At 61.7% G+C, this 22,313-nt stretch carries 23 protein-coding genes and 2 tRNA genes; 12 read left to right on the forward strand and 13 right to left on the reverse strand.

Going from position 1 to position 22,313, the window contains the following annotated elements; all coding sequences use genetic code 11:
- The first annotated feature begins 33 nt into the window (after window positions 1–33).
- Window positions 34–1,377, forward strand: a complete 1,344-nt coding sequence (locus FHT97_RS02985) for an MFS transporter (RefSeq protein ID WP_246712547.1) — start codon at window positions 34–36, stop codon at window positions 1,375–1,377.
- A gap of 15 nt (window positions 1,378–1,392) precedes the next feature.
- On the opposite strand, the gene FHT97_RS02990 is transcribed toward FHT97_RS02985, so the two are convergent.
- The 4 genes from FHT97_RS02990 to FHT97_RS03005 all read right to left on the reverse strand — a co-directional run bounded on the left by FHT97_RS02990 (window position 1,393) and on the right by FHT97_RS03005 (window position 5,383).
- Entirely contained in the window at window positions 1,393–2,388 is a 996-nt protein-coding gene (locus FHT97_RS02990) for an NAD(P)H-quinone oxidoreductase (RefSeq protein WP_183859815.1), read from the reverse strand.
- 77 nt (window positions 2,389–2,465) lie between these two features.
- Window positions 2,466–4,271 carry a GGDEF domain-containing protein gene (locus tag FHT97_RS02995; RefSeq protein ID WP_183859816.1) on the reverse strand — a complete coding sequence of 602 codons (1,806 nt, stop codon included), beginning with the start codon at window positions 4,269–4,271 and terminating at the stop codon, window positions 2,466–2,468.
- 136 nt (window positions 4,272–4,407) lie between these two features.
- A complete protein-coding gene (locus FHT97_RS03000) occupies window positions 4,408–4,650 on the reverse strand; it encodes a type II toxin-antitoxin system ParD family antitoxin (RefSeq protein WP_183752084.1) in 243 nt (80 codons plus the stop codon).
- Between the two features lie 184 nt (window positions 4,651–4,834).
- A complete protein-coding gene (locus tag FHT97_RS03005) occupies window positions 4,835–5,383 on the reverse strand; it encodes an HdeD family acid-resistance protein (protein ID WP_183859818.1) in 549 nt (182 codons plus the stop codon).
- A 139-nt stretch (window positions 5,384–5,522) separates the two neighbouring features.
- On the opposite strand from FHT97_RS03005, the gene betI reads away from it, so the two are divergent.
- The 3 genes from betI (at window position 5,523) to betA (ending at window position 9,347) form a co-directional block, all read left to right on the forward strand.
- Window positions 5,523–6,122, forward strand: coding sequence for a transcriptional regulator BetI (gene betI, locus FHT97_RS03010; protein WP_183859820.1), 600 nt, complete (start codon window positions 5,523–5,525; stop codon window positions 6,120–6,122).
- Entirely contained in the window at window positions 6,119–7,588 is a 1,470-nt protein-coding gene (gene betB, locus FHT97_RS03015; RefSeq protein ID WP_183859822.1) for a betaine-aldehyde dehydrogenase, read from the forward strand. Before betI ends, betB begins: the two co-directional genes overlap by 4 nt.
- Before the next feature lie 106 nt (window positions 7,589–7,694).
- Complete coding sequence (gene betA / locus FHT97_RS03020; protein ID WP_183859824.1) at window positions 7,695–9,347, forward strand: choline dehydrogenase; 1,653 nt, start codon at window positions 7,695–7,697, stop codon at window positions 9,345–9,347.
- A 15-nt stretch (window positions 9,348–9,362) separates the two neighbouring features.
- On the opposite strand, the gene FHT97_RS03025 is transcribed toward betA, so the two are convergent.
- The 3 genes from FHT97_RS03025 to FHT97_RS03035 all read right to left on the reverse strand — a co-directional run bounded on the left by FHT97_RS03025 (window position 9,363) and on the right by FHT97_RS03035 (window position 10,805).
- Window positions 9,363–9,839: a DUF6644 family protein gene (locus tag FHT97_RS03025; RefSeq protein ID WP_183752093.1), complete on the reverse strand. Its 477-nt coding sequence runs from the start codon at window positions 9,837–9,839 to the stop codon at window positions 9,363–9,365.
- Window positions 9,840–9,842: 3 nt separating this feature from the next.
- Window positions 9,843–10,229, reverse strand: coding sequence for a DUF6152 family protein (locus FHT97_RS03030; protein ID WP_183859826.1), 387 nt, complete (start codon window positions 10,227–10,229; stop codon window positions 9,843–9,845).
- A 129-nt stretch (window positions 10,230–10,358) separates the two neighbouring features.
- The gene (locus FHT97_RS03035) at window positions 10,359–10,805 is read right to left on the reverse strand and encodes an Rrf2 family transcriptional regulator (protein ID WP_183752097.1); all 447 of its coding nucleotides are present in this window, start codon (window positions 10,803–10,805) and stop codon (window positions 10,359–10,361) included.
- Between the two features lie 412 nt (window positions 10,806–11,217).
- Between FHT97_RS03035 and FHT97_RS03040 the strand changes: the two genes are divergently transcribed.
- From FHT97_RS03040 to cysN, 3 genes are all read left to right on the forward strand, one after another.
- A complete protein-coding gene (locus tag FHT97_RS03040; protein ID WP_183859827.1) occupies window positions 11,218–11,964 on the forward strand; it encodes a phosphoadenylyl-sulfate reductase in 747 nt (248 codons plus the stop codon).
- 112 nt (window positions 11,965–12,076) lie between these two features.
- Window positions 12,077–13,030: a sulfate adenylyltransferase subunit CysD gene (gene cysD, locus FHT97_RS03045; RefSeq protein WP_183859829.1), complete on the forward strand. Its 954-nt coding sequence runs from the start codon at window positions 12,077–12,079 to the stop codon at window positions 13,028–13,030.
- Between the two features lies 1 nt (window position 13,031).
- Window positions 13,032–14,519 (forward strand): sulfate adenylyltransferase subunit CysN, encoded by a 1,488-nt coding sequence (gene cysN / locus FHT97_RS03050; RefSeq protein WP_183752103.1) that lies wholly within the window; start codon window positions 13,032–13,034, stop codon window positions 14,517–14,519.
- Between the two features lie 44 nt (window positions 14,520–14,563).
- Here the strand turns inward: cysN and FHT97_RS03055 are convergent, their stop codons facing one another.
- A complete protein-coding gene (locus FHT97_RS03055) occupies window positions 14,564–16,402 on the reverse strand; it encodes an ABC transporter ATP-binding protein (RefSeq protein WP_183859831.1) in 1,839 nt (612 codons plus the stop codon).
- Window positions 16,403–16,670: 268 nt separating this feature from the next.
- On the reverse strand, window positions 16,671–17,492 hold the full coding sequence (locus FHT97_RS03060; protein ID WP_183859833.1) for a bifunctional allantoicase/(S)-ureidoglycine aminohydrolase: 822 nt from the start codon (window positions 17,490–17,492) through the stop codon (window positions 16,671–16,673).
- Between the two features lie 128 nt (window positions 17,493–17,620).
- On the opposite strand from FHT97_RS03060, the gene FHT97_RS03065 reads away from it, so the two are divergent.
- The gene (locus tag FHT97_RS03065) at window positions 17,621–17,836 is read left to right on the forward strand and encodes a hypothetical protein (protein WP_016553119.1); all 216 of its coding nucleotides are present in this window, start codon (window positions 17,621–17,623) and stop codon (window positions 17,834–17,836) included.
- Window positions 17,837–17,948: 112 nt separating this feature from the next.
- Here the strand turns inward: FHT97_RS03065 and FHT97_RS03070 are convergent, their stop codons facing one another.
- Both FHT97_RS03070 and FHT97_RS03075 read right to left on the reverse strand, forming a co-directional pair.
- Window positions 17,949–18,182, reverse strand: a complete 234-nt coding sequence (locus FHT97_RS03070; protein WP_183859835.1) for a hypothetical protein — start codon at window positions 18,180–18,182, stop codon at window positions 17,949–17,951.
- 232 nt (window positions 18,183–18,414) lie between these two features.
- A tRNA-Pro gene (locus FHT97_RS03075) sits at window positions 18,415–18,491 on the reverse strand.
- A 271-nt stretch (window positions 18,492–18,762) separates the two neighbouring features.
- On the opposite strand from FHT97_RS03075, the gene FHT97_RS03080 reads away from it, so the two are divergent.
- On the forward strand, window positions 18,763–19,173 hold the full coding sequence (locus FHT97_RS03080; RefSeq protein ID WP_183859837.1) for a hypothetical protein: 411 nt from the start codon (window positions 18,763–18,765) through the stop codon (window positions 19,171–19,173).
- 153 nt (window positions 19,174–19,326) lie between these two features.
- Here FHT97_RS03080 and FHT97_RS03085 read toward each other — a convergent pair.
- A tRNA-Gln gene (locus tag FHT97_RS03085) sits at window positions 19,327–19,401 on the reverse strand.
- 160 nt (window positions 19,402–19,561) lie between these two features.
- On the opposite strand from FHT97_RS03085, the gene FHT97_RS03090 reads away from it, so the two are divergent.
- From FHT97_RS03090 to FHT97_RS03100, 3 genes are read left to right on the forward strand one after another with little or no spacing between them, the layout of a single operon-like run.
- Window positions 19,562–19,858, forward strand: coding sequence for a cupin domain-containing protein (locus FHT97_RS03090; RefSeq protein ID WP_112661495.1), 297 nt, complete (start codon window positions 19,562–19,564; stop codon window positions 19,856–19,858).
- On the forward strand, window positions 19,859–20,776 hold the full coding sequence (locus tag FHT97_RS03095) for an MBL fold metallo-hydrolase (protein ID WP_183859839.1): 918 nt from the start codon (window positions 19,859–19,861) through the stop codon (window positions 20,774–20,776).
- Window positions 20,777–20,779: 3 nt separating this feature from the next.
- Window positions 20,780–21,229 carry a DCC1-like thiol-disulfide oxidoreductase family protein gene (locus FHT97_RS03100; RefSeq protein ID WP_183859841.1) on the forward strand — a complete coding sequence of 150 codons (450 nt, stop codon included), beginning with the start codon at window positions 20,780–20,782 and terminating at the stop codon, window positions 21,227–21,229.
- Between the two features lie 43 nt (window positions 21,230–21,272).
- Here FHT97_RS03100 and FHT97_RS03105 read toward each other — a convergent pair whose 3' ends face one another.
- A complete protein-coding gene (locus FHT97_RS03105) occupies window positions 21,273–22,178 on the reverse strand; it encodes a DUF1499 domain-containing protein (protein WP_183752192.1) in 906 nt (301 codons plus the stop codon).
- Between the last annotated feature and the right edge of the window lie 135 nt (window positions 22,179–22,313).

Raw genomic sequence — 22,313 nt, forward strand, 5'->3', positions numbered from 1 at the left:
TTCGTCAATTGCTGGCGGGCAGCCTCCGAGGAAATGCCGAGCACCCTCTACGCCGTAGAGACCTACATCACCGCGACAATTGCGCCGTCGATCGTTCGCGACATCGGCGGGCTCGAACTGCTGTCGTGGATGACGACGCTCTTTGTTGCCGCTGCGGTCCTTGGATCGATCTTCGTCGCAACGCGCCCGCGAGGCATCGGGCTGTGCAGCGTCTACGTCTCAGGCGCACTCATATTCGGCGTCGGCAGCCTAGTCTGCGCGCTCGCTCCAGCGATGCCATTGGTGCTGGTCGGGCGCACAGTACAGGGTTTCGGGGCCGGCATTCTTGCCGGGCTTGCCTATGCATTCATTCGCTACGCCTACCCCGAGCCGCTGTGGCAGAAGGCGTCGACGCTCTATGCCGCCATCTGGGGCGTTTCGACCTTGCTCGGTCCCAGTCTGGGAGGCCTGTTTTCCGAAGGCAGCGCGTGGCGCCACGCCTTCATGCTGCTCGTTCCGCTCTGCGTGCTGATGGCGTCGCTTGCACCGTGGTTGCTGCCGCGCGCAGAGGACGATCGCGCCCACGGCAAGACGCCGATCCTACAGATTGCCTTGCTGCTTGCGGCCGTACTGGTGGTCAGCATCGCCGGAACGATCGACGAAACCAACTTCAAGGCGTTGCTGATTGCAGCGTCAATCGTCATGATCGTTTTGATGCTGACTGTCGAGCGGCGCGGCAGGAACCGTCTGCTGCCGACAGGCGCCGTAACGCTCGCAAAGCCGGTGGCGCGCGTCTATCTGACGATGTTCGTGCTGCTGCTGGTGCTGACAAGCGACATCTATATTCCGTATTTCCTGCAGGTGCTGCACGCCGTAACGCCGCTGGTGTCGGGCTATTTGACTGCGCTTGTCGCCCTCGGTTGGACCTTTGCGGCCTTCTTCAGCGGAACACTCTCGGGACGCCGGGCCAACACCGCCATCGTCGCCGGTTGCGTGATCGAGATGGTTGCGGTCGCGTCCCTGACCCTTTTCCTCGCTGCGGACAACCAATCCGGCAACCTTGCCATTCTCGGCCCTGCCGTCATCGGCATGTTCCTGATGGGCTTTGGTGTAGGCCTTGGCTGGGCGCACCTGGTGACCAAGATCCTGAGCCTTGTCGACAACTCCGAACAGGACAAGGCCTCAGCCGCGATTTCGACAGTGCAGTCTCTCGGCAGCGCCTTCGGCGCTGCGGTTGCCGGCGTGATCGTCAACAGCACCGGACTGGTGAACCCCGGCGGGGTCGCCGGCAGCGTCTCGGCTGCCCATTGGCTCTATGTCCTGATGGCCCTCCCCGGCCTGATCGCTGTCGCCACGTCTCTAACCCTCTCGTCGCCCACCGAACGGCAGGCCCGGTGAGCAACGTGCGAGCGGTCACAAACGCAGCATGATCTTGCCGATGTGACCGCTCGTTTCCATCAGCCTATGTGCGTCGGCGACGTCTTCGAAAGCAACGACGGTATCGATAACGGGCGCAAGCTGGCCTTGATCGAGAAGCGGCCAGACCTGGGAAAGGAGATCGTCGCGGATCGCGCGCTTTTCCTCAGGCGTGCGCGGGCGCAGCGTCGAGCCGGTGATCGTCAGCCGTTTGACCATGATCGGCGCCAGATTGACCTTTTCCGCGACAGCGCCGCCGAGAAAGGCGATGATCGAGAGGCAGCCGTCCTTTGCAAGCGACGCCACGTTCCGTTCAAAGTAGGCAGCGCCGATCATGTCGAGGATGATATCGACACCATGACCGGTCTCGGCCTTGATGACCTCCGCAAAATCCTCGGTTTTGTAGTTGATGGCCCGCTTCGCGCCGAGCTCGACGCACGCATCGCATTTCTCCTGCGAACCGGCCGTCGCGTAGACCTCGGCGCCGAAGGCCCGCGCGAGCTGGATGGCGGTCGTCCCGATACCGCTCGAGCCGCCATGCACGAGAACCTTTTCTCCTTCCGTGAGCCCGGCCATCTGGAACATATTGGCCCAGACCGTGAAGTAGTTTTCCGGAAGAGCGGCCGCCTTGATGGCATCGTAACCCTTTGGGAACCGCAGCGCCTGGCCGGCGGGCAGCAGGCAATATTCGGCGTAGGCGCCGCCGTTGGCCAGGCCGCAGACTTTGTCGCCGACAGCAAAATCCCTGACACCAGCACCGATGGCGACGATCTCGCCTGCCAACTCAAGTCCCAGAATGGGGCTGGCATCCTTTGGCGGCGGATAAATGCCCTGACGCTGAGCGACGTCGGGCCGGTTGACGCCGATGGCCTCAGTGCGGACAAGAAGCTGCCCCTCCGACGGGATCGGCAAGGGTCCGGAGGCAATCCGCATCACTTCAGGCGCGCCGAAGCTCGGCAGGTCGATGAAGCGCATCTGCGTGGGCAAAGACATGGTCCGGTCTCCTCGTTCCGAAAGCAGTGAGATAGTTCAGCGCTTCGGACTTGAGAAGGCAGGAAGAGCGGGTGGCGTCAATTCGTCTCGCCCAGAAGATGGAAGACAAGCCCCTCGTCGCTTTCCTTCGCCTCGGCCTTGATGTGGGCGATTTCGGCGCTGACGCGATTGATGTCGTCGATGACCAGACCTTCCGGCAGTTCGAGCACACCGATCGAGCAACGCATCAGCGGGAACAGCGCTTCAACACCGGCGCGGTCATGGCCGCGAATGCGGCCAGCGGCGCGATCGGTGTCGGAGTAGAGGCCGAGCACATCGTCGTGAAAATCGCTGATCAACCGGTCGAGAATCTCGGTCAGCTCGTCCTTGGTCCAGCCGCGGACGCCGATGAAGAAATCGTCACCGCCGACATGCCCGAGGAAATGACGCTCGGCGAAGAAATAGCGGCGCATCAGCGCTGCAAAGAGCGAAATCGCGTGGTCGCCGAGGTGGAAGCCATAGGCATCGTTGAACGGCTTGAAATTGTCGAAGTCGCAATAGCAGAAGTGACGCTTCTCGTCGCCGTCGAGGCTCGCTTCGCGCATGAAGTCGCGGATCGCCCTGTTGCCCGGCAACCCGGTCAGCGGGTTCTGGTCCTGGGCCGTCTTCAGCTTCTTCTCGTTCATCACCTTAATGAGCGAGGCGGCCGAGACGACGCCCGCATAGCGCATGTTGTCGGTCAAGAGCAGGCAGTTCGTGCCTTCCATGTTGGCGAAGATTGCCATCAATTGCTCGGTATCGGAATCGAGCCCGACGATCGGCGCCATCTCGACGAAGTGCGAGATCGTCCGCTCGTACACCTTGTTCTTCAGGAGGTCGCGACCGAAGGGCTGGTAGATGTATTCCTTCAAATGCCGCTCGTGCAGGATGCCGCGTGGCTCGCCATTGGCGTTCAGCACTGGGAAGAAGGCCTGCTGCGGGTTACGGCGAAAGAGCTCGAAGACGCTGTCGATCGTGTCGTTCTCGAAGACGGTCGGCAGCATTTCGATCTGCTTGCGGATCAGGATTTCGTCGAGCGACTGCGGATTGCGCTTGCTCTTGCCGAGCTCCAGAAGGTGCGGAAACGATGGCTGCAGTTCGGTGACATGGGTGGTCGGGCGGGAAATGAACCAGCCCTGGACGAGATCAACGCCGAACTCGCGGCAGGCGACGAACTCTGCCTCGGTCTCGATCCCCTCCGCAATGACCCGGGTCCCGAGCACATGGGCGATGTGGACGATGTTCTTCAGAAGGTGGCGCTTGCGCGGGCTGCTGTCGATGTCGGCGATGAAATGCCGGTCGATCTTCAAGTAGTCAACCGGATGGTCGCAGAGCAGCTTCATCTCGCCGTGGCCGACGCCGAAATCGTCGATCGCGAGCTTGAAGCCGGCCTTGCGCAGCAGCGATACGAGCGCCGCAAACTCAGGCACGCTGGTATTGTCGAAGCGCTCGGAGAACTCAAAACAGATCGAGGACGGCGGAATATTGGCGAGCTTCAGATGCTGCAGCAAGCCTTCCACCAACCGCTCGCCATGCGGGATCAGCCGGACATCGAGATTGAGGAACAGCGTCGAACTGGAGAAGTGCGGGAGCGTGGCGAACTTCGCAAGCGCACGACTGGCCACCATCTGCTCGAGTTGCAGAAGCTGCTGGTTCTTATGCGCCTCGTCGAGGATTTCGACCGGAGAGTTGAAACCAATGCGCTCCTGTCCTCGCATCAGGGATTCATAGCCAAATACGACACCCGTCCCTGCCTCCACGATGGGCTGGAATGCATTCTCGATAACGAGTTTCGCAAGGGTCACGATCTGATCGCTGGCGTAACGACGAACAAGCGCCGGATCGACGGTGGCAGCCAAAGACATGCCAATCTCCACTGTGTCTTATTGTTTTGCGCAGGGACACTGGCGGAGAAGGATCAACGAACCCTTTCCCGAATGTGAAACTTTTGTGAAAGCCGGCCGTTTTAGATCGAATTTTATCGATCAATCAACGACTTGCTCAGGCAGTGCGCCGGTGCTCGGCCTCGTGATCGGCAAACATGTCGGCCACACACCGGCCGCCACGGGGAGCCCTACTCTGATCGAACATCTCTTCGTGGTATCCGCCGAGTTTGCGGGCGGCGTCCCACATGCGAAGGGCCTCGCGCACGACTTCGCTGCTCGATGCGTAGCTGCCGTCGTCAACGGCGGCCCGGATATCGGCAGCCTGCAACGGTGAGATGGATACGGTGACCATCGGCATGAGATTCCTCCCTTTACCTCGTGGGCACGTATGCCCGGTCGGGGGACGGTTGTCCCGTCCACGGCATTACCGACGCGCGCCGCCGCCTCGGGCCGCCTCTTGATGGGGAAATTTTAGTCCTCCCTCACATACTTGTCAAAAAAGAAACAGTCCGTGATAGGAGCCTGTGAATTGCGGGCATAATTCAGCTGCGGACGGCAAGACCGAAAGCAAGCATGGACCAGCCCTGAATGAGAAGGTCGCAGGCGAGGAAAAGGCCCAGGATCCAGAGGCTGTTGACGGGCCATCCGGTGGCAATCACTACCCCGGCCAGCGCGGTAATGATCCCGCTGACAAGAACCCAGCCCCAACCCTTGACCGGACGCATGCGCAAGCCGACCCAGGTACGGAACACCCCGGCGATCAGCAAGGCGATCGCAAGAAACAGCGTCAACACCGCCGATGCCAGAAGGGGATTCTCGAAGGCAAAAAAGCCGGCCAGCACATAGAGAACGCCGCTCAGCGCCCAAACCAGCACCTGTCCCCAAGTCCTCACCTGAAACGCATGGACCAGATAGACGATCCCACCGATCAGCATCAGCACGCCGACATAATAGACGGACACAACGGTCGCGAGCATGACATTTGCCAATGCGATGATGCCGCAGGCGATCAGAAGCACGCCCAGCGCGACGAACCAGCCCCATTTCGATTGCAGCGACGAAAAGCTCAGTCGATCAGACACATCTGCCATGGCACACCTCCTGGTTGGTAACCGAGTATGCCGCAAAAACACGGAATTGGAAGGGGTTAGCCTTTTCAAGCCCTTTCAGATTTTTATTGATTGATCAGTCAATCAAAATTATGATGGGGCCTCCTCATGGAGTGATGCGATGCCCAAGGTCGGAATGGAGCCGGTTCGCCGCAAGGCGCTCGTCGATGCCGCGCTGCGCGTGATCGGCGATCACGGCTCGCTGACCGTCACCATGTCGGAAATTGCCCGACAGGCCGGTGTATCGCCGGCACTGGCGCATCATTACTTCGGCAGCAAGGAACAGCTGCTGATCGAAACTGTCCGCTCTCTCCTAAAGCAGCTGCGCGACGACGCGGTGACGGCATTGAAAGCGGCGGATGCGCCGCGCGCGAAGATTTCCGCCGTCATCCGCGTCAGCTTCCAGGCCGACCAGTTCGCGCCGGCAACGATTGCCGCCTGGCTCGCCTTCTATGCCGAGGCGCAGCGCTCCGAAGAGACGCGGCGCTTCCTCGTCATTTACGCCCGCCGTCTGCGGTCGAACCTCGTCGCCAACCTGAAAGCGCTCTGCCCCGGCGATGCCGCAGAACGCATTGCCGAAGGCGCGGCTGCGATGATCGACGGGCTCTATATCCGCCAAAGTCTGAGGTCTGCGCCTGTCAGCATCGAGGCATCGATCTCGCTGACCGAAGACTACATCAATTCACAGCTTGCCGCCCTTGCGAAAGGACAGATCCAGTGACCCTCAGAGCCCAGCCGAAAGCCTCCCATTTCATCGACGGCGACTATGTCGAGGATGAAGCGGGCAGCCTCATCGAAAGCATCTATCCCGCAACCGGCGAGGTCATCGCCCGGCTGCACGCGGCAACGCCTGCTATCGTCGAAAAGGCAATCGCATCGGCCAAGCGCGCCCAGCCGGAATGGGCGGCGATGAGCCCGACCGCACGCGGCCGCATCCTCAAGCGCGCCGCCGACCTCATTCGCGAGCGCAACCGCGAGCTGTCTGAACTGGAAACGCTCGATACCGGCAAACCGATCCAGGAAACGATCATCGCCGATCCGACATCGGGGGCCGACAGCTTCGAGTTCTTCGGCGGCATCGCAGCTGCGGGCCTCAACGGCTCCTACATCCCGCTCGGCGGCGATTTCGCTTACACCAAGCGCGTGCCGCTTGGTGTCTGCGTCGGCATCGGCGCCTGGAACTATCCGCAGCAGATCGCCTGCTGGAAGGGCGCGCCGGCGCTTGCCGCGGGCAATGCCATGGTCTTCAAGCCCTCGGAAAACACGCCGCTCGGAGCGCTTGCCATTGCTGAAATCCTGCACGAAGCCGGCCTGCCGAAGGGGCTCTACAATGTGATCCAGGGGGATCGCGAGACCGGGCCGCTGCTGGTCAACCATCCTGATGTCGCAAAGGTGTCCCTGACGGGCTCGGTGCCGACCGGCCGCAAGGTCGCGGCAGCGGCTGCCGGCAGCCTCAAGCACGTCACCATGGAACTCGGTGGCAAGTCGCCTTTGATCGTCTTTGACGATGCCGATATCGACAGCGCCGTCGGTGGCGCCATGCTCGGCAACTTCTATTCGACCGGACAGGTCTGCTCGAACGGCACGCGCGTCTTCGTGCAGCGCAAGATCAAGGCTGAGTTCCTGAAGCGGCTGAAAGCCCGCACCGAGGCGATCGCCATCGGCGATCCGATGGACGAGGCGACGCAACTCGGGCCGATGGTATCCTGGGCGCAGCGCGACAAGGTTCTCTCCTACATCGCGAAGGGCAAGGCCGAGGGTGCGACACTCGTGACCGGCGGCGGCATCCCGAACAACGTCTCCGGCGAAGGCTATTACGTGCAGCCGACCGTGTTTGCCGACGTCACCGACGAGATGACGATTGCTCGCGAGGAGATCTTCGGACCTGTCATGTGCGTGCTCGATTTCGACGACGAGGCCGAGGTGATCGCACGCGGCAATGCCACTGAATTCGGCCTCTCCGCCGGCGTCTTCACATCAGACCTGACGCGCGGCCATCGCGTCGTCGACCAGCTCGAGGCCGGCACGCTGTGGATCAACACCTACAATCTCTGCCCTGTCGAAATCCCGTTCGGCGGCTCCAAACAGTCAGGCTTCGGACGTGAGAATTCGCTGGCCGCGCTGGAGCACTATTCGGAACTGAAAACGGTTTATGTCGGCATGGGGCCGGTGCAGGCGCCTTATTGAGGCAGCACGCAGCCAGCCCTGGCAGGTAGCATTCAATTTCGCCTCGTCCCGATCGGCTCTACGGCCAATCCGAGGATGAGGCGGGGAATCGGAAAAGAAGCACATCATGCAGCAGGCAGATTTCGTCATCATCGGCTCCGGCTCGGCGGGCTCGGCGCTTGCCTACCGGCTTTCGGAAGACAGCAAGAACACCGTCATCGTCATCGAAGCGGGCGGCTCCGATTTCGGGCCGTTCATCCAGATGCCGGCAGCCCTTGCCTGGCCGATGAGCATGAAGCGCTACAACTGGGGCTACCTCTCCGAGCCCGAGCCGAACCTGAACAACCGGCGCATCACTGCGCCGCGCGGCAAGGTGATCGGCGGCTCCTCCTCGATCAATGGCATGGTCTATGTGCGCGGCCACGCCGAGGACTATAACCGCTGGGAAGAGCTTGGTGCGCAGGGTTGGGCCTATGCCGACGTTCTCCCCTACTTCAAGCGGATGGAGCACAGCCACGGTGGCGAGGAAGGCTGGCGCGGCACCAACGGGCCGCTGCACGTCCAGCGCGGCGTCTTCCGCAACCCGCTGTTCCGCGCCTTCGTCGAAGCCGGCAAGCAGGCAGGCTTCGAGACGACAGAGGATTACAACGGCTCGAAGCAGGAAGGCTTCGGGCTGATGGAGCAGACGATCTTCGGCGGCCGCCGCTGGTCGGCTGCGTCTGCCTATCTGAAACCGGCGCTGAAGCGACCGAACGTCGAGGTCGTCTATGGCCACGCCCAGAAGGTGGTGATCGAGAATGGCCGGGCTGTTGGCGTCGAGATCGAGCGCGGCGGTAAGATCGAGGTCATCAAGGCCACCCGCGAAGTGATCGTCTCGGCTTCGTCGTTCAATTCGCCGAAGCTCTTGATGCTGTCGGGTATCGGGCCCGGGGCGCACCTGCAGGACATGGGGATCGAGGTAAAAGCCAACCGGCCAGGCGTCGGCGCAAACCTGCAGGACCACATGGAATTCTATTTCCAGCAGGTCAGCACCAAGCCGGTTTCGCTCTATTCATGGCTGCCGTGGTTCTGGCAGGGGGTCGCCGGCGCGCAATGGATGTTCACCAAATCTGGCCTTGGCACCTCGAACCAGTTTGAGGCGTGCGCCTTCCTGCGCTCGGCGCCCGGCGTCAAGCAGCCCGACATCCAATACCATTTCCTGCCGGTGGCGATCAGCTATGACGGCAAGGCGGCAGCCAAGAGCCACGGTTTCCAGGTGCATGTCGGCTACAATCTGTCGAAGTCGCGCGGCAACGTCACGCTGGCTTCGTCGGACCCGAAGGCGGACCCCGTCATTCGGTTTAACTATATGAGCCATCCTGAGGACTGGGAGAAATTCCGCCATTGCGTGCGGCTCACCCGCGAGCTCTTCGGCCAGAAGGCTTTCGACCAGTATCGCGGACCGGAGATCCAGCCGGGCGAGAAAGTGCAGACCGACGAGGAGATCGACGCCTTCCTGCGCGAGCATCTCGAAAGCGCCTATCACCCCTGCGGCACCTGCAAGATGGGCGCGAAGACCGATCCGATGGCCGTCGTCGATCCTGAGACGCGCGTCATCGGCGTCGACGGTCTGTGCGTCGCCGACTCGTCGATCTTCCCGCATGTGACCTACGGCAACCTGAACGGCCCGTCGATCATGACGGGGGAGAAGGCAGCCGACCACATCCTCGGCAAGCAGCCTCTGCCGCGCTCCAACCAGGAGCCCTGGATCAACCCGCGCTGGGAAACGAGCGATCGGTAGAACTGCCGACCGCTATCAGACGAAGCCGATCCAGCGACCGGCAAGCAACGCGGACGTCCACACCGCTGCGGAGAGGCCCGCCTGAAGGCGCAAGCTGAAGGCGGGCGAAGAGCCCGACACGGCCCGTCGCCAGGCTGCTTGCGCATGGACGACGGCCGCGTTCAAAATGCCGAGGACCAACACCCCCAGCTTCGCCAGGAAGGCCGGATTTTCGGCGTATTCGATCGGCTTGACGCTGAAAAGAGCAAAGCCAGTGAGAACAGCTCCCACAAGCCCGACGGCCGCGGCCCGTGACAGGAACGGGCCAAGCACCGCCAGCGGCAGCGAGCCGAACAAGCCCATCAGCCGCAGATCCAGTGGCAGGATCGCCCCGATCAGCAGCCCGATCGAAAGGATATGGGCGGCATTGACTGCCATGTAGACAAGCGCCGAGCGCCGCAGCCCTGACGACAACGGGGTTGCGGCGAGCCATTCCAGGAGCTCGATCGCCATCGCTCAGTTCGTCTGAATCCGTTCCGGATAGATGTCGAAACGCTTGTCGGCGACCGTGATCCGTACCGCCTTCATCCGCTTTTCGTCGGGCTTCTGCGAGCGGTTTCCAAGCACGACGATCGAATCGCCTTTCTTGGCCGATCCTTCGACAAAGCCCGAGCGTTCGGTCTGCCTGGGGTTGCCAAGTTCGACAAGCCAGACGCCGTCGTCGGCGGTCGCAACATCGAGGGTCGGATGCGGGCCTCCCATCGTTATCTTCTCGATGGTACCCCGCAATTCCGTCTGCTCACCCTCGGCCCACGACCAGCCGTGATGCGCGGCGGCTCCCGTCGCCAAGGTGACTACGAGGATTGCACCGACTATCATTCGTTTCGTGTCCATGACGTGCATGTTCGTTTCTCCCTACCTCTGCAAAGGAGCGAATTGGCGCAGCGTCGGGCGACGGAAAGCTATCTCACCGAATCTTGAGGCAGGAGCACAATGCCAAGTGGAGCGGCCAACGGTCGATGGGACCTAGCCCTAGGCGAGCATGCGGGTCACTTGCGCGACCTTTGCCGGAGCAACGGCATCAGCAATCGTGGTTGAGAACAGGACCTTGCGGGTCGCGTCGGCCACCTTGGCGAAAACGTGGCGGATCTCGCAGTTCTGCTCACCATCGCAGTCGTCGCACTTGCGATAGGCAGTGATCGACAGGCATGGAAGCGGTGCGATCGGGCCATCGATGATGCGTAATACCTCGCCGAAGGTGATCATGTCGGCCGGCTTCAGCAGGAGATAGCCGCCCTGCTTGCCACGACGGCTGACGACGATACCTTGATGTTTCAGGTCGAGCAAAATCTGTTCGAGGAATTTCTTCGGTATCTTCTGCTGCGCCGCAATGTCGGAAATCATCACCGGCTCGCCGTCATCGGCTGCCGCCAATACTGTCAGCGCCCTTAGCGCATATTTTGCCTTCTGCGTAATCATCTTTGACCGTCGACACACACATGGCGGGCGGAATCAGGAACCCACCGCAAGCTCTGTCCTGCCTCTATGGCATGCGCCGCATGAACGGAATTTGAACAAGCCGGCGAAACCCTTGAGAGACAAGGTTTTTGGCCTTGTTTTTTCACCCTCGGCCAATAGTCGAAATTTACGCCAAAATGCACCCTAGATGTCATCACTTCACATTTCCGATTGACAGGCAATGTGTTACCCTACTAAATCAATAGACAATTAGTTTGACCGCTGCGAACCATTGCTGGCGCGGCTGCTTTTCCGCATTGCAGCGGCCGGGGAGAGATATTTGCTCCTATCGCCGCCGCTTTCGAAATCCGTTTTTCTGTCCGATCCAAGCCTGACCTGCGATACTCCGGCCAACATCAAGGACAGGATCCCCATGACTGTTGCTGCCAATCCAAACGCTGAAGCGGAAACGCTGAACGCGAAACTCTCAGGCCTTGACCTTGCCGGGCGTCTGTCGTTCGTCGCCGGTCTCGGTGGCCGCGTCGTCTTTACTACGTCCCTCGGCATCGAAGACCAGGTCATCACTGCCGAAATCGGCAATCACCGCCTGCCGATCGACGTCGCGACGCTGCAGACGGGACGTCTGTTTCCGGAAACGCTGGCGCTGATCGACGAGACCGAGAAGCAATACGACATCCACATCAGCCGCTACGAACCGGAGCAGGCCGATATCGACGCCTATGCCGCAAAATACGGCCTGAACGGCTTCTACGAAAGCGTCGAAGCCAGACATGCCTGTTGTGGCGTGCGCAAGCTGAAGCCGCTTGCGCGCGCACTCGATGGGGCAACCATCTGGATCACCGGTCTGCGCCGCGGCCAGTCGGCCAACCGCGCGGAAACGCCGTTTGCCGAGTATGACGCCGAGCGCCACCTGTTGAAGGTCAACCCGCTCGCCGATTGGGACATCGACGTCATCAAGGCGTACGTCGCCGACAACGGTGTGCCGGTCAATCCACTGCATGCCCGTGGCTACCCCTCGATCGGATGCGAACCCTGCACGCGGGCGATCAAGCCCGGCGAGCCGGAGCGTGCCGGCCGCTGGTGGTGGGAGCAGGACGAAAAGCGCGAATGCGGCCTGCACGTGGCTGAAGAAGCCTCGGCGATTGCCGCGCAACAGTAACCCGTCGACTTCGGGATCGGAGCGCGGCTTCCCGCCTGCGCTCCTCGAAGTCTGAAATGCACCTCGTTCCGGATGCCTCCCTTTCTGGAATGATCGAAGTCTGGAGTTAGAAATGCCCGATAGCCGTCCGGATACGGAACTCAGCAATCCCCAGAGCGCCAAGCCGCCGCTCGACCCGCATTTGAAGGCGCTTGAAAACGAAGCGATCCATATCTTCCGCGAAGTCGCCGCCGAATTCGAAAAGCCGGTGATGCTGTACTCGATCGGCAAGGACTCGTCGGTCCTGCTGCATCTTGCACGCAAGGCCTTCTACCCCGGCCGCGTCCCCTTCCCGCTGCTGCACGTGAACACCGGCTGGAAGTTCGCGGAGATGATTACCTTCCGCGACGAGATCGTAAAGAAGTACGATCTCGACCTGATCGAGCACATCAATCCGCGCGGTGCCGCCGAAAACATCACGCCGTTCACCTACGGTTCGGCGCGCTACACCGACATCATGAAGACCGAAGCGCTGCGCAATGCGCTCGACGCCGGAAAGTTCGACGCAGCCTTTGGCGGCGCCCGCCGCGACGAGGAAGCGAGCCGCGCCAAGGAGCGTATCTACTCCTTCCGCACGCCTGACCATCGCTGGGATCCGCGCAACCAGCGCCCGGAACTCTGGAACGTCTACAACGGCCAGATCCGCAAGGGCGAAAGCGTTCGCGTCTTCCCGCTGTCGAACTGGACCGAAGTCGACATCTGGCGCTACATCCAGGCGGAAAACATTCCGATCGTGCCGCTCTATTTCGCGGCAAAGCGCCCCTATGTGGAGCGCGACGGCATGATGATCGCTGCCTCCGATCCGCGGCTTGAACTGCTGCCCGGCGAAACCAAGCAGGAAGATTCCATCCGCTTCCGTACGCTCGGCTGCTTCCCGCTGACGGGCGCGATCCGCTCTACCGCCACCACCCTTGAAGACATCATCGCGGAGCTGGAAATCGCCACGGTTTCCGAACGACAGGGCCGCGCCATCGACCGCGACCAGTCCGGCTCCATGGAAAAGAAGAAGCGTGAAGGATATTTCTGAGATGACCGCAGCCGTAACCGCCGCACACGCCCTCGCCGTGCCCGCCGCAGAACCCGCGACGGCGACCCGCGACTCGCGACCGCTGCGCCTCATCACCTGCGGGAGCGTCGATGATGGCAAGTCCACCCTGATCGGCCGCCTGCTTTGGGACACCAAGGCAGTCAAGGAAGACCAGGCCGCCACGCTGCAGCGCGATTCCACCGGCAAGCAGAACGATCTCGGCCTGCCAGACTTTGCACTCCTGCTCGACGGCCTGCAGGCCGAGCGCGAACAGGGCATCACCATCGATGTCGCCTATCGCTATTTCTCGACCGACAAGCGCTCCTTCATCGTCGCCGATACGCCCGGCCACGAGCAGTACACCCGCAACATGGCGACCGGCGCATCCACCGCCGATCTCGCCGTTCTGCTGGTCGATGCACGCGCCGGCATTCTCGAGCAGACGCGCCGTCACGCGACGATTGCTTCGCTGCTCGGCATCAAGCAGTTCGTACTTGCAGTCAACAAGATCGACCTGACGAACTACGACCGCGCCGGCTTCGACAAGATCACGCACGAGTTCCGCGAATTCGCCCTGTCGCTCGGCGTGAAGCAGATCACCGCGATCCCGATGTCGGCCTTGAAGGGCGAGAACGTCGTCTACTCCGGCGAAGCAGCGATGCCGTGGTATGCCGGCCCGACGCTGGTCGAGACGCTCGAGCTTGCCACCGTCCGCTCGTCGCAGGCGACCGGCTTCCGCTTCTCGGTGCAGCGCGTATCGCGCCCGGGCGAAAGCTTCCGTGGCTACCAGGGCACGGTTGCTGGCGGTTCCGTCAAGCCGGGCGACAGCGTCATGATCCTGCCGTCGGGCATGGTCGCCAACGTCACCAAGATCGTCACCTTCGATCTGGTGCGCAACGCCGCCGTTGCCGGCGACGCGATCACGCTAGTCCTCGACCGACAGGTGGACGTTGCCCGCGGCGATATGATCGTCTCGATCGACAGCCAGCCGCAGGTAGGCCTCTCTTTCGATGCGCAGATCGTGGCGTTGCAGCCTGAGGGCATAGAAGCCGGCAAGCGCTACTGGCTGAAGAGCGGTAGCCGTCGCCAGCGCGTTCAGGTACAGCCGGTGGCACAGCTTGAGCTGAAGACGGGTGCCTGGGCTCCAGTGGACACGCTCTACATGAATGCGATCGGCAAGGTACGCCTCGCCTTCGACGAACAGGCGATCTTCGATCCCTACGAACAAAACCGCGCATCCGGCTCCTTCATCCTGATCGATCCCGACACCAACAACACGGTGGCCGGCGGCATGATATCAGGAAAGCGGAGCGAACTCGGCGGCATCCACGGCGGCGACGCCCGCGTGATCCTGTCTCTGCCGGCCGATCTCGCCGACCAGATCATGGCCAGCGAGCTTTTCGCCAACCGCCGCCACGAGGCGGAGGTGCGGCGCATGACGGCCGCTGAAGCATCCGACCTCTGGTCGAACGCGGCCAGCGACATCTGACGAATGTTTGCCGTGGCCCGCTCCAATCCAGCGGGCCACGAATTCTACATGCTCGCCTGCACCCGATGCAAGTTGGCATAGACCCCGTCATGGGCCATGAGATCCTCATGGGTTCCATGCTCGACGATGCCATCGCCCGTGAGAACCAGAATGCGGTCGGCGTGGCGAACGGTCGACAGACGGTGGGCGATCACCAGCGTTGTTCTCCCCTTCGCCAAACTCAGCAGCGCACGCTGCACCGCGCGTTCACTCTCGTTGTCCAACGCGCTCGTCGCCTCATCGAAGATCAGGATCGCCGGGTCCTTGAGGAAAACGCGAGCGATCGTGAGACGCTGGCGCTGGCCGCCCGAGAGCTTGACCCCGCGTTGCCCGATATCTGTGTCGTAGCCGTCGGGTAACGCCATGATGAAATCATGCGCGTTCGCGGCACGAGCGGCGGCCACCACTTCGGCATCCGTCGCGTCCGGCCGTCCGTAGCGCAGGTTTTCCGCTATCGTGCCGGCGAACAGATACACATCCTGCTGTACGATGCCGATATGGCGGCGCAGCGACGCCAACGTCACGTCGCGAAGGTCGGCACCATCAATGCGGATTGCCCCGGACTGGATGTCGTAGAAGCGTGGGATGAGTGCGCAAAGCGTACTCTTGCCCACGCCTGAAGGCCCCACCAAAGCCACGAACTCGCCCGGCGCGATGGTCAGGGAAACGTTGTCGAGCACGCTGGCGCCCTCGTCAGCATAGCCGAACGTGACCTCGGAGAAGGTGATTTCCCCGTGAGGAACCGACAAAGGCCGGGCTCCGGGCTGGTCCGTGATGTCAGGTGCGATCTCCAGTATCTCCATGGCCCTGACGAAACCGGTGTAGCCCTCCTGCCAAAGCCGTACGAAGTTGGCCAACCGCCTGACTGGGTCGACCAGCACCGCCACGCAAAGCAGGAACGTCAGGAGATCGGCGACGGTGAGCTCCGCCGTCAGGATGCGGATAGCCCCGACGATGATGACAAGGATGGTGATGAGCTGCGCGAAGGTCTCCGTCCCAACGGAGAACCAGGCCTCGCTGCGGTAGCCGTCAGCACGGCTGCGGAGAAAGCCCTGATTGAGATCGGCGAAGCGCTCCTTCTCCCTGGCCTCGTTGGCGAAGGACTGGACGACACGAATGCCCGCCAAGGCATCTTCGACGCGCTCGTTGACGGCGGCGATCTGTTGCTTGCTGGCGTCGAGCGCGCGGTTCATGCGTCGATTGAAATGCAACGCATAGGCGATGGCCAGCGGTGTAAGCAGAAGGATGATGCCGGCCAACGGCGGATCGATGTAGAACAGGACAACCATTGCCCCGCCATATTTGAGCACGGCGATGGAGAGGTCTTCGGGACCATGGTGGAAAAGCTCACCCAACCACAGTGAATCATTGGTGATGCGGCTCATCAGCTGACCGGTGCGCTGCGTGTCGTGGAAGCTGAACGAGAGCTTCTGGCAGTGCTCGAAGAGCTCTTGGCGAACCGCCGCCTCGATCCGGGCACCCATCACATGGCCCTGATAGTCGACAAAGAAGATGGCGACGCTCTGGAGCACGAGGATCGCGAGCATGGCGGCCCCGATAACCAGAATCTCCCCGAAGGCCTGCGGCGTATCGCTCAGCGTCAGAAGATAGCGCGTGACGTAGTTGGCGCAGAGCGGCAGCGCGATCGCCGTGCCGGCAACGAGGATTGCACAAAACAGGTCCGCCAGCAGCAAAGGCAGATGCGGCCGATAGTAGGAGAGAAATTTGCGCCAGCGCGAAGGCCGGCGTTCACGGTCGGCATCGATCTGCCGGGTCCGGAAGACCCAAAGAGAGGATTTATGGCGTGGCGTGCTTTTCCTTGCGCGCGAGAACCGAGAAATCATGAAGCGTCATGTCCTTGTGGTCGATGTTTCCTTTCTGGTTGGACAGGATCGTTTTCATGTTGGTCTCCCGAAGCTGCAGGAATTGAGACCCAAGCATCGCAGACAAGAGCGGTCTTCTCAATATCGCAGCTGGCGAAAGGCGCGAGATGTCATCTGCGCGCAACAGTCGGCGCTGGCGTCGCCAGAATGCAAAACCAGCACCGGGTATGTCAGATCATATGCCGGCGTCCTGCCTGACGGTCCCGGCTTGTCGGCCTCGCCAGCGCGCCTACCACAGCGGCATGTGGCGGTTGACATCCTTATAGAGCAGGTAGCGGAAGCGGCCCGGACCGCCGGCATAGCAGGCCTGCGGGCAGAAGGCGCGCAGCCACATGAAGTCGCCGGCTTCCACCTCTACCCAATCCCTGTTGAGGCGATAGACCGCCCTGCCCTCGAGGACGTAGAGGCCGTGCTCCATCACATGCGTTTCCATGAACGGAATGACGCCGCCCGGCTCGAACGTGACGATGGTGACGTGCATGTCGTAACGAAGATCGGCCGGATCGATGAAGCGGGTCGTTGCCCAGGCATCGTCGGTGTCGGGCATCGGCTGCGGCGGATGATTTTCCTCATGCGTGAAGATCGCCGGCGGCGGATCCTGCCCTTCGACCTCCTGGAACGCCTTGCGGATCCAGTGGAACTTCACGGGCGCCGCGCTCTTGTTCCACAGCGTCCAGCGGGAGCCGGCAGGCAGGAAGGCGAAGGAACCAGGGCGCATTGCATGCGAGGCGCCCTCGAACTCGACGGTCATCTCGCCGTCGACCACGAAGAGCACGCCTTCGGCGCGCTTCTCAGGTTCTGGCCGGTCGCTGCCGCCACCCGGCTGCACTTCCATGATGTACTGCGAAAACGTCTCGGAAAAACCGGTCAGCGGGCGGGAAATCACCCAGGCGCGCGTGCCTTCCCAGTGCGGGAAATAGCTGGTGACGATGTCCGTCATCACGCTGCGGGGGATGACCGCATAGGCTGTCGTGAACACGGCCTTGCTGGACAGGAGTTCGGTCTGCGGCGGCAGGCCGCCCATGTTGGAATAAAAGTTTGCTTTGCTCATTGATTCACTTTTCACGGGCCGGGATTGTCAATCTGCTTTAAGCGCCGCATCTATTCTAGGCAACCTTTAGATTGCCGCCACCACGCGGCAGAATGTCCACAGCGCCTGGCCGCCTGAGGAGAGATGCCATGAGTCTGGAAAAACTTCGGGAAGACTATGCTGAGAAGGTCAAGGAGTACGAGGGCAACCTCAAATCCATGACGGAGAATGATGTGAAGCACTTCCGTGCCGAGGGATCCGGCCCGCTCTCCGACATCACCGAACAGATCCGCAACGAGTATTATCGACATATCGAGAGCTATGCCGCCCTGATTGCCGAGATCGATGCCATTCTTGGGGTGTAAGGATATACGTCAAAACCGGACAATCTCGCCGCCTGTCCGCAAGGTAGGGCGACGCGGATACGTCGAGCCAGACCGGTCTTGCACTCCGATTTCGCGATGAGCGGACGGACACTCAGGCGATCTTGGCAAGTCCAGTATCGGTGTCGTCGGCCAGTATCTCAGCCTGCGCCACCGAAACGTTCGCCGACGCCATCAACAGCAGGCATAGGCCGACCGCGCGCGGCACTTCGGCTTCGCCTGAAGCCCAGCGACGCGACGTGATCTGGTCGACAGCAAACAGCCTTTCGACACCCGCGGCGCCCAGTCCCGTGACGGCAACCGCAGCTCTGTACTCCGAGGCCTTCATGCACTGTTCCTCGCCCGCTCGACGCGCGCTTGTCTGATATATTTTGTGTGAAGGACGGTACTTTAGTCCTCGCTTATATTTATGAATACCGAAAAGCGACAATTAGGCGTCTGTTTGCGACGCCGACGAAGCAGGCCTTTCGGCAAAGCGGTGAGAACAAAGGGCCGGTGCTGCCGCGCCATGACCTGGGCGGCAAGCAAAGAAAAAAGCCCGCTTTCGCGGGCTTTTCGGCTGGTCGGAGTGGAGTGATTCGAACACTCGACCCCCACGTCCCGAACGTGGTGCGCTACCAGACTGCGCTACACTCCGTGACCAGCGGCGCCTCTATAGACCGGCCCATCCTGTTGCGCAAGCACCAAAATTCAAAAGCCGGCGCATTTTTTACAGACGCGGCCAGCCCCCATCTCGGCCGCGTAAGTGGAACAAAAAGACACACTTGCGGCAAATTTTGCGATTGCGAAGGTCGGCCGATTTTCTTTTGCCGGGTTCCGCGCTAAAGCGCTCGGCGGGACAAGCGGAAACCGCTGCAGACCAGCAGTTCCCGCCGTCGAATGCGCGACAACATTTCAGGGACGAAAGAATGAAACTCCGCACCTTTGCCGCGGCTGGGCTTGCCATTGCGCTTGCCGGCTGCACGACGATTCAGACCTCTGCCGATCCGATTTCCAGCCGCTGGGTTGGCCAGTCCGCCGGAAAGTTCTTCGCCGCCTTCGGCCCGCCGATCAACGACGTCGAAAACGGCTCTGGCGTCACCTACACCTGGAAGGGTGGCTACAAGACCGTGCGCGTTCCGGCAAAATATGCGGACGGTGCGGACGGCAAGCGCGGCAAGCAGATCGCGGCGGCCCGCACGCAGTACCTGCGCTGCCAGGCCGAAATCGTCACCAGCTCCGACTACACGATCCGCAGCATCCGCGTCGTCGGCGACATCCCGGGCGTCAGCGGCCCGTCCTATTGTGCCGAGTTCCTGGCACCGGCACAGCCCGCGTAGTAAGAACCGGCACAGCAAGTGGCTTTGGAAGGCGGCCCTACGACGGGTCGCCTTTTTTTGTATCGAGTGGGTGCCACTCATCGCGTGTCGCCACGCGGCTTCGGTCGCAGCTGACATCTGCGCAAGCGAGTGTTTATCATTGCTGGAGTTCAGTGGCTGGGGCGCCAGGATTCGAACCTGGGAATGCCGGTACCAAAAACCGGTGCCTTACCGCTTGGCGACGCCCCACCAGAGCTTGAAAGCGGAGACCGCTTGCCAAATCGACGCCTGCTTAGCAAAGCTCGCCTGCCGTCACAATCATTAAGTTTCGGGCCGTGGCATATTTCTGTGCGCTTTCTGCGTCACCATGCTAGGTCTCGCCTCAGCCGTCCCGGACGATGGAGTGACGATGAGCCAATACCGTGCCCGACCGCCTGCCCTCGCAACGCTGCTGCTCGACGACGCCGTGGTTCGGATCACGCGCTGGGACTTCGAGCCGGGCGCCGATACGGGCGTCCATACGCATGGAATGGGCTACGTCGTCGTGCCGATGACCGATTGCCAGTTCCTGCTGGAGGAGAAGGACGGCAGCCGCAGGGTCGACATTGCCAAGGGCGCCGCCTACCGGCGCGATGCCGGCACCGAGCACAATGTCGTCAATGCCGGCGATCAGCCGATGTCCTTCATCGAGATCGAATACAAATAAATGGCAAGTCCCGAATTCAATCTGGCTTTCGAGCCCGCATATGGCCAAGCCGTGCCAGTTGCCTCGGGCGTACAGCGCATCACGGTCAACAACCCGAGCGCCTTCACCTTCTACGGTACCAACAGTTACATCATTGGGGATCAATCCACGGCCGTCATCGATCCCGGCCCTGAAGACGAGGCACATTTCCATGCCTTGTTGGCAGCGCTCGACGGACGCGAGGTCACCCACATCTTCGTCAGCCACACACATCGCGACCACTCGCCGCTGTCGCGGCGCCTGCAGGCGGCGACCGGGGCACGGATCGTGGCCGAGGGACCGCACCGCGCCGCCCGCCCGCTGTACCAAGGCGAGATCAACCCTTTTGCCGAGAGCTCGGACCTGGATTTCAGACCCGACATCACAATTCGCGATGGTGAAACGATCGCGGGCGACGGTTGGAGCCTGACCGGCGTCCTGACGCCGGGACACACCGCCAACCATGCGGCCTTCGCGCTCGAGGGGACGGGGATCCTGTTTTCCGCCGATCATGTCATGGCGTGGGCAACTTCCATCGTCGCACCGCCAGACGGCTCCATGTCGGATTACCTGGCCTCCCTCGACAAGCTGATTGCGCGGCATGACCGCATTCTGCTTCCGGGACATGGGGGCCCCGTGCACAAGCCGATCTCGTTCATGCGGGCGCTGAAAACCCATCGACGAATGCGCGAACGGGCTGTGCTCGGCCGCATCCGAGCCGGCGATCGCAACATTCCCGAAATGGTAAAGGTCATCTATCGCGAAACGGATCCACGCCTGCACGGCGCCGCCGCCCTCTCGGTGCTTGCCCATATCGAGGATCTGCTGGAGCGCGGTGAGATCGAAACCGACGGGCCGCCTGCCCTGCTCGGGTCATACCGGCCGGCAAAGCGGAGATAGTCCGTGCGCGAGGCCTACAGCTATCGCGCCGATGCCGGCGTGCCCGAATTCGCGGATGACAAGCCTCTCATCGTCTTCGATGGAGAATGCGTGTTCTGCTCGGCGTGGGTCCAGTTCGTGCTGAGGCGCGACAAGGCTGAGCGCTATCGCTTTCTTGCGGCGCAATCGCCACTCGGGGAAGCGCTCTATCGCCACTACGGGCTCGATGGACGCGACTACGAAACCAATATCCTGATCGAAGACGGACGCGCGCACTTCAAGTCGAGAGGGACGATCCGTATGATCGAAGCGCTTGGCTTTCCCTGGTCACTTGTAGGCGTCCTTCGACTGCTCCCGCGGGGGCTTGCCGACAGGCTCTACGAATTCGTGGCGCGAAACCGTCTGCGCATTGCCGGCAGGCGAACCACCTGCTTCGTGCCTAGCCCGGATCAGAGGCGCCGATTCCTAGGGTAATCAATCGGGGACGACTGGTTCCGACGGCTAAACCGAAACGCGACTAGCTGCCGGCGATGCCGAGCAATTCGGAATCCAGAGCCTTCAGGTAGTCCTCGGCAACATCGGCGCTGAGGCCAAGGTCGTGAGGGCCGTAGCGTGAGGCGACCCTGACATCGACAAGGGTGGTTTCGGCTTCTTCGCGCAAACGGATGACGATGTCGAAACGCAAGCCGAGGACCAAGGTGCGGGTTTCGCCCTGGAGCGTGACGCCATTGGCCCGGCGAATCAGCTGCGCGACATCGTCATCATAAGGCCGCGGCGTCGGGATCGGCACGGCTTCCGGTGCCTCGGCAACCGCGCCATCATCCGGCTGCGGCTTGACCGGCCGATCGTCGATATCGCTTGGCTCGTCGTCGCCATCGGCGCGAGTGATCCGAATGCCGCTCTGCTTGGCGACCTTCTTCACGGCCTGGAGCACGCGGTCTATCGCACCGTCGTAGCGACGGCCGGTCAGCTCCGGATAGGCCTCGAGTTGCTTTTCACGGTCTTCCGGCGTCGCAGCTGGCGGGCGCTTCAGCCAGATCTGGTCGGCATTCGGCGTCTTCAGCCAATCCGGGGCGGAGACGAGATCGGTCGAGACGTCGTAGATTGCCGGCAGCATGAAATATCGTTCGGCAGCAATTGCGCCGAGCGCCAGCGGAAGAGCAACAAAAATCAAGGCTTTCAAGGCATCCAGCCCACCTTCGGCCCCTGTCAGCCAAAGGCTGCGGAGGCCGGCGAAGGCAAGCAGCGCTGCCAGCAGTGCGAAGCCCGCAGAGACAATCAGCACCAGCACCAGGTATGGCGTGGCAAGGCCGGCGAAGCGGTGACCGACCAGAGCGGCAAGGCAAAGAACCAGCGCAAATGCCCCGAAGCGCCGCGAGAAGCGGGCGGCACTTGAAACGGGGCGGTCGAAACGGATTGCCATCAAACTTACCGGTTACTCGCAAGCGGCGCGTCCCGCATGAACGCGCAAAATCGCCCTCGACTTGTTTAGTGCAAGATTCGCCTAAATTGAAACTGTTGTGTCGATCCGAGGCACGCAATCCACGGAGAAGACGAC

This window comes from Rhizobium sp. BK399, assembly GCF_014194695.1.
Lineage (GTDB): Bacteria > Pseudomonadota > Alphaproteobacteria > Rhizobiales > Rhizobiaceae > Rhizobium.

Bases quoted from the DNA above. Each gene is read 5' to 3' on its own strand.
- FHT97_RS02985 (WP_246712547.1), top strand. From the start codon at position 34: ATGCCGAGCACCCTCTACGCCGTAGAGACCTACATCACCGCGACAATT.
- FHT97_RS02990 (WP_183859815.1), bottom strand. From the start codon at position 2,388: ATGTCTTTGCCCACGCAGATGCGCTTCATCGACCTGCCGAGCTTCGGC.
- FHT97_RS02995 (WP_183859816.1), bottom strand. From the start codon at position 4,271: ATGTCTTTGGCTGCCACCGTCGATCCGGCGCTTGTTCGTCGTTACGCC.
- FHT97_RS03000 (WP_183752084.1), bottom strand. From the start codon at position 4,650: ATGCCGATGGTCACCGTATCCATCTCACCGTTGCAGGCTGCCGATATC.
- FHT97_RS03005 (WP_183859818.1), bottom strand. From the start codon at position 5,383: ATGGCAGATGTGTCTGATCGACTGAGCTTTTCGTCGCTGCAATCGAAA.
- betI (WP_183859820.1), top strand. From the start codon at position 5,523: ATGCCCAAGGTCGGAATGGAGCCGGTTCGCCGCAAGGCGCTCGTCGAT.
- betA (WP_183859824.1), top strand. From the start codon at position 7,695: ATGCAGCAGGCAGATTTCGTCATCATCGGCTCCGGCTCGGCGGGCTCG.
- FHT97_RS03025 (WP_183752093.1), bottom strand. From the start codon at position 9,839: ATGGCGATCGAGCTCCTGGAATGGCTCGCCGCAACCCCGTTGTCGTCA.
- FHT97_RS03030 (WP_183859826.1), bottom strand. From the start codon at position 10,229: ATGCACGTCATGGACACGAAACGAATGATAGTCGGTGCAATCCTCGTA.
- FHT97_RS03035 (WP_183752097.1), bottom strand. From the start codon at position 10,805: ATGATTACGCAGAAGGCAAAATATGCGCTAAGGGCGCTGACAGTATTG.
- FHT97_RS03040 (WP_183859827.1), top strand. From the start codon at position 11,218: ATGACTGTTGCTGCCAATCCAAACGCTGAAGCGGAAACGCTGAACGCG.
- cysD (WP_183859829.1), top strand. From the start codon at position 12,077: ATGCCCGATAGCCGTCCGGATACGGAACTCAGCAATCCCCAGAGCGCC.
- cysN (WP_183752103.1), top strand. From the start codon at position 13,032: ATGACCGCAGCCGTAACCGCCGCACACGCCCTCGCCGTGCCCGCCGCA.
- FHT97_RS03055 (WP_183859831.1), bottom strand. From the start codon at position 16,402: ATGATTTCTCGGTTCTCGCGCGCAAGGAAAAGCACGCCACGCCATAAA.
- FHT97_RS03060 (WP_183859833.1), bottom strand. From the start codon at position 17,492: ATGAGCAAAGCAAACTTTTATTCCAACATGGGCGGCCTGCCGCCGCAG.
- FHT97_RS03065 (WP_016553119.1), top strand. From the start codon at position 17,621: ATGAGTCTGGAAAAACTTCGGGAAGACTATGCTGAGAAGGTCAAGGAG.
- FHT97_RS03070 (WP_183859835.1), bottom strand. From the start codon at position 18,182: ATGAAGGCCTCGGAGTACAGAGCTGCGGTTGCCGTCACGGGACTGGGC.
- FHT97_RS03080 (WP_183859837.1), top strand. From the start codon at position 18,763: ATGAAACTCCGCACCTTTGCCGCGGCTGGGCTTGCCATTGCGCTTGCC.
- FHT97_RS03090 (WP_112661495.1), top strand. From the start codon at position 19,562: ATGAGCCAATACCGTGCCCGACCGCCTGCCCTCGCAACGCTGCTGCTC.
- FHT97_RS03095 (WP_183859839.1), top strand. From the start codon at position 19,859: ATGGCAAGTCCCGAATTCAATCTGGCTTTCGAGCCCGCATATGGCCAA.
- FHT97_RS03105 (WP_183752192.1), bottom strand. From the start codon at position 22,178: ATGGCAATCCGTTTCGACCGCCCCGTTTCAAGTGCCGCCCGCTTCTCG.